The 13,552-nt window shown below is 69.0% G+C and carries 9 protein-coding genes; 5 read left to right on the top strand and 4 right to left on the bottom strand.

The genetic code is table 11. The features are described from left to right. Positions 1–15 precede the first annotated feature (15 nt). Positions 16–465, top strand: a complete 450-nt coding sequence (locus tag G6N58_RS04395; RefSeq protein WP_147289362.1) for a hypothetical protein — start codon at positions 16–18, stop codon at positions 463–465. On the opposite strand, the gene G6N58_RS04400 is transcribed toward G6N58_RS04395, so the two are convergent. The 3 genes from G6N58_RS04400 to G6N58_RS04410 all read right to left on the bottom strand — a co-directional run bounded on the left by G6N58_RS04400 (position 462) and on the right by G6N58_RS04410 (position 4,219). Beyond that, a complete protein-coding gene (locus G6N58_RS04400; protein ID WP_163907900.1) occupies positions 462–2,300 on the bottom strand; it encodes a dynamin family protein in 1,839 nt (612 codons plus the stop codon). The genes G6N58_RS04395 and G6N58_RS04400 overlap by 4 nt on opposite strands. A gap of 82 nt (positions 2,301–2,382) precedes the next feature. Next, complete coding sequence (locus G6N58_RS04405; protein ID WP_068918747.1) at positions 2,383–3,471, bottom strand: IniB N-terminal domain-containing protein; 1,089 nt, start codon at positions 3,469–3,471, stop codon at positions 2,383–2,385. 253 nt (positions 3,472–3,724) lie between these two features. Beyond that, complete coding sequence (locus tag G6N58_RS04410) at positions 3,725–4,219, bottom strand: Rv0340 family IniB-related protein (RefSeq protein ID WP_115279581.1); 495 nt, start codon at positions 4,217–4,219, stop codon at positions 3,725–3,727. Positions 4,220–4,453: 234 nt separating this feature from the next. On the opposite strand from G6N58_RS04410, the gene G6N58_RS04415 reads away from it, so the two are divergent. From G6N58_RS04415 to G6N58_RS04430, 4 genes are all read left to right on the top strand, one after another. Further along, a complete protein-coding gene (locus G6N58_RS04415) occupies positions 4,454–6,346 on the top strand; it encodes an Hsp70 family protein (RefSeq protein ID WP_163907902.1) in 1,893 nt (630 codons plus the stop codon). Further along, positions 6,343–8,784: an isoniazid response ATPase/transcriptional regulator IniR gene (gene iniR, locus G6N58_RS04420; RefSeq protein ID WP_115279580.1), complete on the top strand. Its 2,442-nt coding sequence runs from the start codon at positions 6,343–6,345 to the stop codon at positions 8,782–8,784. The genes G6N58_RS04415 and iniR overlap by 4 nt, the downstream gene beginning before the upstream one ends. Positions 8,785–8,932: 148 nt before the next feature. Beyond that, complete coding sequence (locus tag G6N58_RS04425; protein ID WP_163907904.1) at positions 8,933–12,121, top strand: (Fe-S)-binding protein; 3,189 nt, start codon at positions 8,933–8,935, stop codon at positions 12,119–12,121. A 71-nt stretch (positions 12,122–12,192) separates the two neighbouring features. Next, positions 12,193–13,149, top strand: coding sequence for a nucleoside hydrolase (locus G6N58_RS04430; RefSeq protein ID WP_115279578.1), 957 nt, complete (start codon positions 12,193–12,195; stop codon positions 13,147–13,149). On the opposite strand, the gene G6N58_RS04435 is transcribed toward G6N58_RS04430, so the two are convergent. Continuing rightward, positions 13,146–13,538, bottom strand: a complete 393-nt coding sequence (locus G6N58_RS04435) for a hypothetical protein (RefSeq protein ID WP_115279577.1) — start codon at positions 13,536–13,538, stop codon at positions 13,146–13,148. The genes G6N58_RS04430 and G6N58_RS04435 overlap by 4 nt on opposite strands. Positions 13,539–13,552 lie beyond the last annotated feature (14 nt).

A 13,552-nucleotide genomic window follows, 5' to 3' on the forward strand; every position in this document is an offset into this window, starting at 1 on the left:
CTAGTATCGGCGCCCGTGGCTCCTCCCCCGACACCCGACCCGGAAGACCGTGGTGCGTGGTATCGCAGCACGACGGCGGTATCGGTCGCCGGCGTGGTGGGTGCGGCACTGGTGGCGGGCCTGGCGGTCACCGTGGTCAAGATGTCCGACCAGTGGACCAGCCCCACACCGACGGTGATGACCACGTCGGTACCCACCACGCAGCAGACCCTGCGCACCACCGAGCCGTTCATCGCCACGCCCACCTACAGTTCGACGAGCTTCCCCACCAGCGTGCGGCTGTCCACCACCGACATCGGGGTGCCTGGTGAGTCGAGCACCACCACCGACAGTTCGGCCACCAGTGCCACCGATTCCCCGACGTCACGCAGCACGCGGCGTCCCGGCGGCCAGGATGAAGACGAGACCACCACCACGACCCGAAAGCGGCCTCGGCTCAATGAGACTCGGACGCTGAGCCCTTAGGACGCCGCCGGGGCACGCAGCTTCTGCACGTTCTCGTTCACCTGTCGCAGGATGTTGAGCTGACGCTCGAGTTCCTTGACGCGCGTGTTTCGTTCCGCCTCTTCCATTTTTGCTGTCGACAGCGCTGCCTGCAGGGATTCGTTCAGCGAGCGGGTGGCCTGGTTGGCGATGTCACGGTAGTGGTCGCGCAATTGGCGCTGAACACCTTTGAGCCGGTCCCGGGATTCCTTACTGACGACGAACATCACGTCGTCGACGAAGCGACGCAGGTTGGTCTTGGCCTCGTTGCGCACCCGCAGCATCCGGTTCTCCATGTCCTCCCGATACGCCTTGCGGCCCAAGAGAAGTCCGGCGCCCAGCGACAGCGGGTTGAACATGCCCAGACCGGCCACCGAGGTCAGCATGCCGAACATCAGGATGCCGCCATAGGATCCGCGCATACTGGTGATGGCCTTGTGCCCCACCCCGATCGGCTTGGATTCCAGGCGGGCCAGCGATTTCAGCCCGTCGAACCCGGCGCCCATCTCGCGGGCGCTGACCTCGGGCATCTGCACTGCGTCCAGGCCCGCTTCGACGAAGGTGCGTGCCACCTCCTCGGCCAGTGCCTCCGCCCGTTGATACGCCCAGACGAAGTTATCCCCCACTGCGGTGGCCACGGCGTTCTCCACCTCGGCGCCGATCTCTGCCCAGTGCACGGTGGGATCACACGAATCGATGACGCCTTCGGCGTGATGGGTGATCGCCCGGAATCGGGAGCGCATGTCGTGGTCCACATCGGCGGTCAGGTCGGCGATGCCGTCGCTGAGCACCTGCTGCCACAACGCGGTGTGCGCCAAGGCCTGCTGCGCTTCTTCCTTGCGCCGCTCGAGGTCGTCGGTGAGCCGCCGGACATCCTCGGGGTCGTTGATCGCCGACAGTTCGGACGTCAGCGCCAGCGTCAGATGTTCTGCGGCCGCAGCGATGTCGGCGATCACCTGATCACGCACCCGGTCGTTCTCGCGGGAAAGCACCTTGTCGGAGAGGAACTTCACGATGGCGGGAAAGTTCGACTCCTCGTTGAGCTCTTTGTCGTTGTGCTGGACGGCATGGCTGCGCAGCAGTGACGACGCCGGGATCACCGGGAGCTCGGCCAGCCCTGCCCGCTGCAAGTGACCGGTGTTGGTGTCGACGATCTGACGCCAGTACGGGTAGAGGTCGGTCTTGGTGGCCACCACCGCACCCACCGGACAGATCTCGTGCGCCTGGCGGATGAAGCGCATCTCGGGTTCGGTGAACTCCTGGCTGGTGTCGGAGATCATCAGCATGGCGTCGGCGTCGGGCAGCAGTCCCAGCGTGGCCGACAGGTGCGGCTGGCCGTGCCCGCCGACGCCGGGGGTGTCCACGAACGCCAGTCCGCCCTTGAGCAGCGGGCTGGGGGCGCTGACCTCGACGCGGATCACCTCGCGGCCGCCGGCTTGCGGGGCCCGGCGCAGATCACGGGCGATGTCGGCAACCGGGATCTCGATGATCTCGGGTTCGGCCGACCCCGGCTGCGGGGCCACCACCAGCCGGGCCGAGGCCTGCTCGCCGTAGGACACGATGGTCACCAGCGCGGTGGTCTCGTCGTCACCGACGCGGGCCACCGGCATGTTCAGCAGCGAGTTGAGCAGTTGGCTCTTGCCCTGCTTGAGCTGCCCGGCGATCACCACCCGGATCTGAGGATCGGTGATGCGCTCTTTGGCCGCCGCCAGCCGTTGCCGCAGATCGCCGCGGTCGTTTTGCTCGGCGATGCGGGCGGTGTGGTCGATGAGTTCGACGATCACCTTGACTTTGCGCGGGTCCGCCGGCTGCGTCACTGACACCCTCCTGTCGACTGTTCCACGGTAAGCCGCGAAACGGCGGGGACCGTAACGGTCCCCGCCGTTTCTGGCGGTCGGGTCAGAACCCGACGTGGGTCTGCGGCTCGTTGGTCAGCGCCGCGTCGGCGTTCAGCGCCGAATCGTTGTGCGCGAACAGATCGGTGGAGACCCCGGTGTCGTTGCCGCTGAACATCTCGTTGCTGAAGGACTGGTCATTGGACAGCGCGGTGTCGTTGTTGCTGGCCAGGCTGGTGTCGATCAGCGAACTGTCCGAGTGGTCGGAGCTGTCGATGGCGGTGGTGCTGCTGTCGGTGTCACTGATCACCGTGGTCTGCGAGCTGGTGCTGGTGTCGAAGTCACCCTCGATGGCGGTCTGGTCGCCACCGACGTTGGTCTCGTCGGTCCGGTTGTCCACCAGGATGATTCCACCGCCGCCGGCGTTGCCGCCGTCGTTGCCGCCGCCGATCCCGATCAGGCTGCCGCCGCCGCTGGCGTTGCCGCCGTTGCCGCCGGACGCGTCGACGTCCTGGAAGACGGGGGCCTCGTTGTCGGTGATGATGCTGCCGCTTCCGGTGTTGGTGTTGCCGTTGTCCTCGATGTCGCCCTCGCCGATGTTCACGTTGGAGCCCGACCCGGCGATCACGTCACCGTTGTTGACGTCGTTGCCGTTGCCGAGCACGGCGCCGTCGCCGCTCACGATGTCGCCGGTGTTGTTGCCGTCCACCACGACGCCGCCGTCGGTGGCGGTGTTGGTGCTCTTGTCACCGAGGGTGATGTCGCCGAAGCCCAGGTTGAACGCGCCGTTCTGAGCGTTGGCGCCGGCGCTCTGCTCGGGGCTGGCGATCGGGACCTCGTTGCCGCTGAGCAGGTCGGTGTTGGTCTCCGGGGCGAACGAGGTGTTCGGGGACAGGAAGCTGTTCGACGGGGAGTAGTCGGTGGCCGGGGCGAAGCCGTAGTGGTTGGACACCGCGCGCTGCAGGCCCACCACCGGGTCGCCGCCGCCGAGCACCAGGCCGGGGACGGCGGTGGCGGCAACGGTGGACATCTGGGCGGCGGAGACACCGGCCAGGCCGGCGTCGCGCAGGGTCTGCTCCGGGGCCGCGACGAAGGCGCGGGCCACATCCTCGCTGCGGAAGAGGTCGAGGATCCAGTCGATGAGGTTGTTCATTCGAGTGCCTTTCGCTTGCGAGCTCCGGAGTGTCCGGGGCTGATGGGAACTACGTTATGGGCGCCGCAACACCCCGGAAACGGGGCGCGTTCCCCTGCCTGCGGCCGTCTCATCCGGGTTGTCGGCAGCCGCATCGTTAGGGGATTAGGGGGTGGCTAGGGGATGCTCCGTCACAGCGCACCTGAACTGGACAAACAAAAACCGCCGGCAATGCAGGAGCATTGCCGGCGGTGTGCCGTCAGGGGCGGTGACCCTAGTCGAACAGGTCGAACGTGTGGTGGCCCTCGTCCAGCGGCTGGGGATCGGTGGCCGGGCCCTCCCACAGGGCGGGTGCCGGGTCAGCCGAGGCGTCGCCCAATGCGGGGTCGTCGGTCAGCACCGTGTCGACCAGTGGCTCGAAGTCCGGGACCACCGATGCCACCTCCGGACCGGCAGTGTCCACGACGGTGGGGATGTCGCTGATGTGCTCGGTGGTCAAGGGCGCGAAAGCATCAAAGGCCGCGGTCGCGGCGCCGCTGGTCCAGACATTGCCGTCGAGCGTGTCGTCGAGGCCGGCATCGGCACCGAACGCAGGCGCGGCCATGGACAGCGAGTCGGACACCATGGGGATCAGGTTGTTGACGTCGGCGCTGGTGACATTCGTCAGGTGGGCGTCAGCGATGGCCTGGGACGGATCGGCGGCGTACCGTGCGGCGGCGTCCGGGTCCCGGACCAGACCCATCACGAAGTCCAGAAGTTCGTTTGCCATCCCCCGCGCTCCTCTTGTGCTCGACGAGTCCACTACTCGATGCCGTTGATGCTAGGGCGCGGGCCCACCGCAGCGGATCGGTGCGATACCCACTACCCCTGACCCGTCGTTAGGGGCTGCCCCGATAGGGGATGTGAACTGATAGGGGGATCGTGGCCCGGCGTCACGGGCAACCATCCCCCCTGCGGCTAAGGTGAGGGCCGCACGCGGCTCCACAGATGATAGGCAGGCGACATGACCGACTCGTTGGGGTTGTCCATCGGGGCGACGAACCTGGTTGCGCTGCGCACCGGTCGGCCGCCGGTGGTCCGCCGTTCGGTCCTGACGTTGTTCGAGCACCGGCCGCCCGAGGTGGGCCTGCCCAGCGAGAACCCCGGACTCACCGAACCCGGAGTGGTGATGTGGGGCTTCGTCGAGCGGGTGGGTGACCCGGTGCCGCTGGTGGCCCAGGACGGGTCATCGCATCGCGGCGAGGCGTTGATGGCCGAAGCACTGGAGTCGATGGCCCGCGCGGTGGCCGACGGATCGGCACCGGCGCGGGTGGCCGTCGCCGTGCCCGCGCACTGGGGTCCGGCAACCGTCGGGGCGTTGCGCGGTGCCCTACGGTCGAAGACCAGCCTGTACTCCGACGGTGCGCCGCCGGAGCTGGTGTCGGACGCGGCCGCCGCGCTGGCTGCCCTGAAGGCGGACCAGGGTCTCCCGGAGTCCGGGATCGTGGCGCTGTGCGACTTCGGCGGCAGCGGCACCACCCTGGCCCTGGCCGACGCGGGCGCAGGCCTGTCCCCCGTGGGCGAGGTGGTGCGCTTCCCCGACCTGTCCGGAGAGCAGCTCGATCAGGCAATCCTGCGCCATGTGCTCGCTGGGGTGGCCGACGCCGGTGGAGCGGAGACGGCCGGGACGGCGGCGGTGGGAGCACTCACCCGGTTGCGGGGCGAATGCAAACTCGCCAAGGAGCGGCTGTCTGCCGAGACCGCGACGGTGATCCCGGTCCAGTTGCCCACCGCCACCTCCGATGTCCGGCTCACCCGCAGTGAACTCGAGGGGCTGCTGACCGAGCCGCTCGCCGGATTCTTCGATGCACTCGGAGACCTGTTGGAGAGCAACAGGATTCCCGCGACCGCGCTGTCTGCCGTGGCGACCGTCGGCGGGGGTGCGGCCATCCCGATACTGACGCAACGCCTCTCGGAAGAGCTGCGGGTTCCCGTCATCACGTCGCCGGACCCGGCTGCCTCGGTGGCGGCCGGCGCCGCGCTGCTGGCGGTGCAGGGCCCGTCACCGGACGCCCCCACCGGCATGGCCAGCTCGGTGGACGCCGCCGACCTGCCCACCGGATTGGCACCCGCGGCGTGGGCGGCCGGTGCGGCGGGAGCGGCCGCCGCCGAATCCGCCTCCGACGGTTCACCGTCGGCGACCTTCCGGGCGCTGGCGTGGTCCGACGACGATTCACCCGGCAGCGAACCGGTGCCCTATTCGGGCGAGGACTACACCTTCGACACCTACGCCCAGCAGGGCGCCACCAGCGCCCGCCCAGCGGTGGAGTTCGACCGCAGCGACGACGAGACCTACGTCATGGAACCGCCACCGCTGGCCTGGTACAAGCGACCGCCGGTGCTGTTCGGCGCCGCGGCCGCCGCCGCGCTGTTGGCCGTCGGCGGGCTGGCCATCACCTTGACCGGAACCAGCACCGACAGTGGTCCGGTCACCGAGACCACCACACTGCCAACCGAATCGGGTGCATCCAGCCCCGAGGTTCCGCTGACCACCGAGACCGTCACCATCACCGGCGAGAACGGCCAGATCATCACCTCGGAGGTCCCGCCGCCACCACCGCCACCTCCAATCACCACCACCACACCGGTGACCACCACGACGTCTCCGACCACCACTACCACCACCACCACAACCACCACGACAACAACGACCACCACCACGCCCACCACGACAACAACCACGCGCACCACCACCACCACCCCGCCGACGACCACGCAACCGCCGCCCACCACAACACAACCGCCGCCCACCACCACGGCCCCGCCGCCGACCACCGATCCGGTGATCCCCGACCCTCCTGACACACCCGACGTTCCCGACGACCCGGTGATCCCCACCTTCCCGGACGCGGGATGAATCAGGCCGGCCCCGGGCACTCACCCCGGTGGTCGACCCTGCTCGCCGTCATTCGTGGGGGCCATGGCGCACCGGTGAAGGCACTGATCACCGGCGGGGTCGGCACCGGCAAGAGTGCGGCCCTGGCCGATATCCGGGAAGCGCTGCGTAGCAACGATGTTGACGTGCGTAGTCAGCCCAGCGGGGATGTCAGCCACGCGGCGCTGGTGATCGACGATGCGCATCTGCTGCCGGTGTCCGAACTGGCTGCGGTGACCGCCGCGGTGGCCGATCCTGCCCGCACGGTGGTGGTGGCCACCGAGGCCCGCGACCACAGCGCGGCACTGCGGGAGCTGATGGCCGCGTTGGAGCGGGAACGCCCACGGCTTGCGCTCTCCGGCCTGACCAGGGCCGAGATCGCTGCAGAGAACCCCGGCGTCGATGCCGCGACGGTGGCCGAGATCGTCTCCGTCACAGCGGGTCTGCCGTTTCTGGTGAACTCGGTGACCTCCTTCGACGGCGCCGGGTCGGTGAGTCAGACCGCGGAGAACGCGTTGACCGAGCGGCTGCGTCGCATCGAGCAACCGGTCCTCGACGCCCTGCTGATCACGTCGCTGAGCCCGGACCTGGGACCCACCGACATCGCCGCCGCACTGGGCACCGACGCTGAGTCCGCCCACGCGGTGGCCGCCACCGCCCATGCGACCGGGCTGCTCGACGCCGGGCACGGTGACCGCTTCCTCTCCTCGGTACATGACGCGACGGCCCGCATCGTGGGCACGGCCCGCCACCACGACATCGAAATCGCGTTGCTGCGTTCACAACTCGAGATGGGCACGCTGGCCACCATGTTGGCGCTGCGGCTGGCCGAGCACGGGGTACGCGACGCGCGCCTGACGCAGGCGCTCAGCGATGAGGCCGCGCGGGCGCGGGACCGGCCCGAAGTCGCTGCCCGACTGCTGCGCGCGGCAGCGACCGCCGGTGCCGACGCACCCACCGTGCCGCTGGCCGACGCCCTGGCGTTGACCGGCGACTGCGCCGCCGCCGCGGCCCTGAGCGACGAGCTGCTCGCCTCACCGGATGTGGGCGTGCGCGCGGCGGCGGTTCGGGTGGCCGCGGCCGTGGCCGCCCATGACGGCGACATGGCCCACGCCGCCGAGTTGTTCGGCTGGATCGGGCCGCAGCCGGATTCGGCACTGAGCGCTGCCGCCGTGGTGACCCTGATCGGCGCCGGCGAGCTGGCTGCCGCGCACGCCGCGGTGGGCACACCGAGCGGGCCGCCCACCGCCGCGGCCCGCGCCGCGCGCAGCCTGGCCGACGGGGTGCTGGTCTCGGTGGACCAGTCGTACTCCGCTGCCGTCGTCAAACTCGGGCAGGCACTCGGCCCGGAGAGGCCGACCACCGAGGCTCTGCCGGACAGCCCCGCCGCGCTGGTCGGGTTGGCAGCCCTGCACGCCGGCGATGTGGTGCGCGCCCGCAGCGTGCTGGGACGCGCGGTGCGGGCACCCGAACCGCCGATGTTCGCGCACCGCCACCGGCTGTTGGCGGCGTGGGTGAAGATGCAGGATGGCCATCTGCCCCAGGCGGCGGTCGATGCGGGCGCGCTACCCGCGTCCGGCCTGCACCGCCGGGACGCATTGTGGGCGGCCGCCCTGAAGACCGGGCTGGCGCGGCGCAGTGGCGACGCGGGCACGCTGCAGACCCAGTGGTCGGTAGCCATGGATGTGCTCACCGAGTTCTCGGTGGACCTGTACTCCCTGCTCCCGCTCGGTGAGCTGTGGGTGGCCGCGGCACGGTTGCGTCAGGCCGACCGCCTGGCGCCGGTGCTGGACCAGGCTTTCGCGGTGTTGGCCGGACTGGGCAATCCGACTGCCTGGGTGCTGCCGCTGCATTGGTCCGGCGTGCACGCCGCCATCCTGTCCAATTCGCCGGAGGCCCTCACCCCGCATGGCCAGGCACTGACGGCGGCCGGCGCACACAGCGACTTCGCCCGTGCGCTGGCCATGGCCGGCCGGTCCTGGTTGAGGGTGCTGGCCAGACAGGTCGATGTCGACGACGTGACCGCTGCCGCGCGCGGCCTGGCCCGGTACGGCCTGGGCTGGGATGCCACCCGGCTGGCCGGGCAGGCGGCCCTGCAGGCGGGCGATCCCCGGGTGTCGGGGGCGATGTTGCAGGTGGCGCGGGACTTGAAGCTGACATCGGGCGCCTCGGAAGCGGCGGTGGAGAGCAGCTCACCACGTGCGACACCGGCGACTGCGGCGTCTCCGCTGTCGGACCGTGAGCGCGAAGTCGCCGAGTTGCTGGTGCTCGGGATGCCGTACCGCGACATCGGAGCGCAGCTGTTCATCTCGGCGAAGACGGTCGAGCATCACGTGGCCCGGATCCGGCGCCGCCTGGGCGCGGAGTCCCGGTCGGAGATGTTGTCGATGTTGCGCGCGCTGCTGAGCACCCCCGAATGAGACACGCGACACAATTGTGTCGAAGTTAGGTAAGCCTCCGTAGCGGACATTTGCACCGAGATGTAACTATGAGCTGGATCGAGCTTAAGTTACCGTCCGGTAACATCCAATAAGTTACTGTCGGGTAACTTCGATTGGGGAGGCACTTGTGGGCACCTTGGAATGGGTCAGGCTGGTAATCGGCCTGCTCGCGACGGCCGTGGTGGCCGCCCTCGCCGTCAAGCGGGTGCTCTGGCTCGTTAACTTGATCCGCTCCGGTCAGCCCATCAGCGACGCTGCCGGGCGCAAGGACGACATCCCCGATCGGGTCAAAGCACAGTTCACTGAAGTCCTCGGTCAGGCCAAACTGCTGAAGTGGAACCTGCCGGGCATCGCCCACTTCTTCACGATGTGGGGCTTCTTCATCCTGGCCTCGGTGTACCTCGAGGCCTACGGCGTGCTGTTCAACCCCGAGTTCCACATCCCGCTGATCGGCCGCTGGGACGCGCTGGGCTTCCTGCAGGACTTCTTCGCTCTCGCCGTGCTGCTGGGCATCATCGTCTTCTCGATCATCCGGTTGCGCTCCGAGCCCAAGGAACACGGCCGCGACTCGCGGTTCTACGGCTCCCACACCGGCGGCGCCTGGCTGATCCTGTTCATGATCTTCCTGGTCATCCTGACTTACGCGATCTTCCGGGCCGCCGCGGTGAACAACCTGGGCGAAGCCTTCCCCTACGGCTGGGGCGCCTTCCTGTCCCACGGCCTGGCGGTGGTGCTGGAACCGCTGGGGCAGTCCGCCAACCACGTCATCGAGACCGTCGCGCTGCTGGCGCACATCGGCGTCATGCTGGTCTTTCTGCTGATCGTGCTGCACTCCAAGCACCTGCACATCGGCCTGGCACCGATCAACGTCACCTTCAAGCGGCTGCCCGACGGCCTGGGCCCGCTGCTGCCCATGGAGTCCGGCGGCGAGCTCATCGACTTCGAGGATCCCGCCGAGGACGCCGTGCTGGGCCGCGGCAAGATCGAGGACTTCAGCTGGAAGGGCTACCTCGACTTCACCACGTGCACCGAGTGCGGCCGCTGCCAGTCGCAGTGTCCGGCGTGGAACACCGGCAAGCCGTTGTCTCCCAAGCTCGTGATCATGAACCTGCGCGATCACCTGTTCGCCAAGGCGCCCTACATCCTCGGTGACAAGGAATCGCCGCTGGAGAACACCCCTGAGGGCGGCCTGGGCGAAGAGGTGCGCGGGGAGAAGAAGTCCGAAGAGCATGCTCATGAGCACGTGCCCGAGTCGGGCTTCGAGCGCATCATGGGTTCCGGGCCCGAGCAGGCCACCCGTCCGCTGGTCGGCACCCTGGAGCAGGGCGGCGTCATCGACCCCGACGTGCTGTGGAGCTGCACCACCTGCGGCGCCTGCGTCGAGCAGTGCCCCGTGGACATCGAACACATCGACCACATCGTGGACATGCGCCGCTACCAGGTGCTGATGGAGTCGGAGTTCCCTTCCGAACTCGGGGTGCTGTTCAAGAACCTCGAGAACAAGGGCAACCCCTGGGGCCAGAACGCCAAGGACCGCCTGACCTGGATCGACGAGGTGGAGTTCGACATCCCGGTCTACGGCAAGGACGTCGACAGCTTCGACGGCTACGAGTACCTGTTCTGGGTCGGCTGCGCCGGCGCCTACGAGGACCGTGCCAAGCGGACCACCAAGGCCGTGGCCGAGCTGCTGTCCGTCGCGGGCGTGAAGTTCCTGGTGCTGGGCGACGGTGAGACCTGCACCGGCGACTCGGCCCGCCGCTCGGGCAACGAGTTCCTGTTCCAGCAGCTGGCGGCGCAGAACATCGAGACCATCAACGACCTGTTCGAAGGCGTGGAGACCGTCGACCGCAAGGTCGTCGTCACCTGCCCGCACTGCTTCAACACTCTGGGCCGCGAGTACACGCAGGTGGGCGCCAACTACACGGTGCTGCACCACACCCAGCTGCTGAACCGCCTGGTGCGGGACAAGAAGCTGGTGCCGGTCAACACCGTGAGCCAGGACATCACCTACCACGATCCCTGCTATCTGGGCCGGCACAACAAGGTCTACGAGGCACCGCGTGACCTGGTGGGCGCGGCCGGCGCCACGCTCAAGGAGATGCCCCGCCACGCCGACCGCGGCCTGTGCTGCGGCGCCGGCGGCGCCCGGATGTGGATGGAAGAGCACATCGGCAAGCGGGTCAACGTCGAGCGCAGTGAGGAAGCCGTCGACACCGGCGCCTCGGCCATCGCCACCGGCTGCCCGTTCTGCCGGGTGATGATGACCGACGGTGTGGACGACGTGACGGCCACCCGCAGCTTGGAGAAGCCGCCGGAGGTGCTCGACGTGGCGCAGCTGCTGCTGGGGTCGCTGGATCTGAGCTCGGTGACGCTGCCCGCCAAGGGTTCCGCGGCCGCTGAGGCCGAGAAGCGTGCTGCCGCGCGGGCCGAGGCGCAGCCGGAGGCACCGGCCGAGGTCGAAGCCGAGGAGGCACCGGCTGCGGAGGTGGCCGAGGAGGCGCCAGCCGAGGTCAAGACACAGGCTCCGGTGAAGGGTCTGGGGATGGCCGGCGCTGCCAAGCGCCCGGGCGCCAAGAAGGCCGCCCCCGCGGCCGCTGCACCGGCGCAGGAAGAGGCCAAGGCCGAAGCTCCGGTCAAGGGTCTGGGTATCGCGGGCGGCGCCAAGCGCCCCGGCGCCAAGAAAGCCGCGTCCGCCGCCGCCGCACCGGCGCAGGAGGCTCCGAAGACCGAGGCTCCGGTCAAGGGTCTGGGTATCGCGGGCGGCGCCAAGCGCCCCGGCGCCAAGAAAGCCGCCCCGGCGAGCGCTGCTGCTCCGGCGGCCGAGCCCGCCGCAGCGGAGGAGACCCCCAAGGCCGAGGCGCCCGTCAAGGGTCTCGGTATCGCCGCCGGCGCCCGCCGCCCCGGCGCGAAGAAGGCTCCGGCCGCGGCGTCGCCGAACGAGGGTGCCGCCACCGTGGTGCAGCCGGCGAACGTCGACCCCGATGAGGCCGAGTCCGGCACCCAGGCCGCCGACAGCGCCGATTCGAATCGGGGGTTGGACTCCGCGGTCAAGACCGAGCCTCCGGTGAAGGGTCTGGGCATCGCCGCGGGTGCCAAGCGTCCCGGCGCCAAGAAGACAGCCGCGGCACCGCAGCCCGCGGCAGCCACACCCGATCCGGAGCCGACCCCGGAGCCTGAGCCTGAGCCTGAAGCCGAGGCGCCGGAAGCCCCGTCCGCCAATGGATCCGGCAACGGTGAGGCCCGTGTCGTCGGCGATGAGCCACCCGTCAAGGGCCTCGGCATCGCCAAGGGCGCCCGCCGCCCGGGCAAGCGCTGACCCACTCCTCGAGACTGCACACAGTGCGCGCTTTCCGCCGAAAGCTCGCACTGTGTGCAATTTCGGCGTTGGTGGCGGCCCTCGGACTGGCCACTCCGGCGGCCGCAGCACCCGCGGACTGCGTGGTAGTCGACACCGACTTCGACATCGACGACCTGATGTCCATCCCCACCGTCATCGGAGCCCGTCATGTCGCGGCGGTGGTGACCACCGAGGGTTTCACCCGGGCCCCGATGGGCGCCTCGGCCGTCGAGCGGCTGATCGCCGAACCCGGCCAGCGCCGGATCCCGGTGATCGTCGGTGCCGGCATCAACCGCTCCGACGCCGACATCGCCGAGTCCTTCGGGGATTTTGTGCCGGTGTACCGGGCGCTGCTGGACCGGCTGAACAACTTCCTGCCCACCCCACTCCCCCCGGCGCAAACGAGTCCCGACTTCGTCCGGCAGGTTGTCGACGCCACCGCAGGTTGTCAGACGGTGGATGCCCTCCTGCTGGGCGGCTTCACGTCGTTCGTGGCTTACAGCCCGGCCATCCGCCCCAAGCTCGGCCGGGTGGTCATCACCGGCCGGCCCCTGGAGGGTGACCCCGACCTCGAGGCCGTCGAATCGTTCAACTGCCTCTATGACCGAGCCTCGTGCGTCACCGCATTCCATGAGCAACTGCCCGGCCTCGACCACACCTACGTCGATGTCCCCCGAACCGATTGCGACCTGACCCCCAACGCAGCGGGATGCACCGGCACGGTCTATGGACCCACGCTGGCGATGGTGCGGGCGCTGGGGCCGGTGGGACTGCCCAACACCCTCAAACAGGTGTTGCTCAACCACCCGGACAGCTGGGCCCTGGATACCTGGGAGCAGTCGGGCTACGGCGGCCGGACGTTGTTCTGGGATCAATCCGCCACGCTGGCGTTACTGGATCCGGCGGCGTTTCGCACCGTGGGCGCCCACGTCGAGACGACGCTGAGTCCCGAAGAGTTCCAAGCAACATGGACGGAGTACACCAACCTCGCGGCGGTGTACCGCTAACCGACCTTGGTGAGCGTGAACGGCGTCTGGGTGACGTTTCCGCCCGGGCAGCTGTAGTTGTCGTCCAGCGAGATGACGCCGTTCAAGTTCACCGGGTTCACCTCGATCTCGATGTAGGCCGGGGCGTAGCTGCCGTCGGCGCAGATGGCACCGTCCGGTTTGGTGATGACGAAATGCCAGAGCCCGCCCGCCATCTTCGTCGGCACCTGCCACCCCTGATTGCTGGACACGGTGCCGGTGCACCCCTCGGTCTGACAGGCGGTGGCCACGGTCCAGTAGTTCTCGGCGTCACCGCCGGCGTAGTTGCCCTGAAACGGGGGTGCCTCTGCCCGCGCAGGTGCCGCCAGGGCAACCATCAACGACAACAGCACGACGACTGTCAGCCTCATATCCTGCGCCTCCC

Origin of the sequence: Mycolicibacterium tokaiense (assembly GCF_010725885.1) — a bacterium.
Lineage (GTDB): Bacteria > Actinomycetota > Actinomycetes > Mycobacteriales > Mycobacteriaceae > Mycobacterium > Mycobacterium tokaiense.